The 578-nt window shown below is 55.0% G+C and carries 1 protein-coding gene; it reads right to left on the minus strand.

Going from position 1 to position 578, the window contains the following annotated elements:
• A partial coding sequence (locus B7700_RS11135; RefSeq protein WP_192855633.1) for a hypothetical protein occupies positions 1-578 on the minus strand: 578 nt, incomplete at both ends.

The raw sequence follows: 578 nt of genomic DNA on the forward strand, positions 1-578 counted from the left end.
AGCGCATCAGCATCAGCAAGTACAAGTGCGTCAGCTTCAGCGTCAACAAGCGCGTCAGCTTCAGCAAGTACAAGTGCGTCAGCTTCAGCATCGACAAGCGCATCAGCTTCAGCAAGCACTAGCGCATCAGCTTCAGCAAGTACAAGTGCGTCAGCTTCAGCGTCAACAAGCGCATCAGCTTCAGCAAGCACTAGCGCATCAGCTTCAGCAAGTACAAGCGCGTCAGCTTCAGCAAGTACAAGCGCATCAGCATCAGCGTCAACAAGCGCATCAGCTTCAGCATCAACAAGTGCGTCAGCCTCAGCAAGCACTAGCGCATCAGCATCGGCCTCAACAAGTGCGTCGGCTTCAGCGTCAACAAGTGCATCAGCTTCGGCCTCAACAAGTGCGTCAGCATCGGCCTCAACAAGTGCGTCGGCTTCAGCAAGCACTAGCGCATCAGCATCGGCCTCAACAAGTGCGTCAGCCTCAGCAAGCACTAGCGCGTCAGCATCGGCGTCAACAAGCGCATCAGCATCAGCAAGTACAAGCGCGTCGGCTTCAGCATCGACAAGTGCATCAGCTTCAGCAAGCACTAG

This window comes from Streptococcus mitis (assembly GCF_002096755.1).
GTDB classification, from domain to species: domain Bacteria; phylum Bacillota; class Bacilli; order Lactobacillales; family Streptococcaceae; genus Streptococcus; species Streptococcus mitis_AC.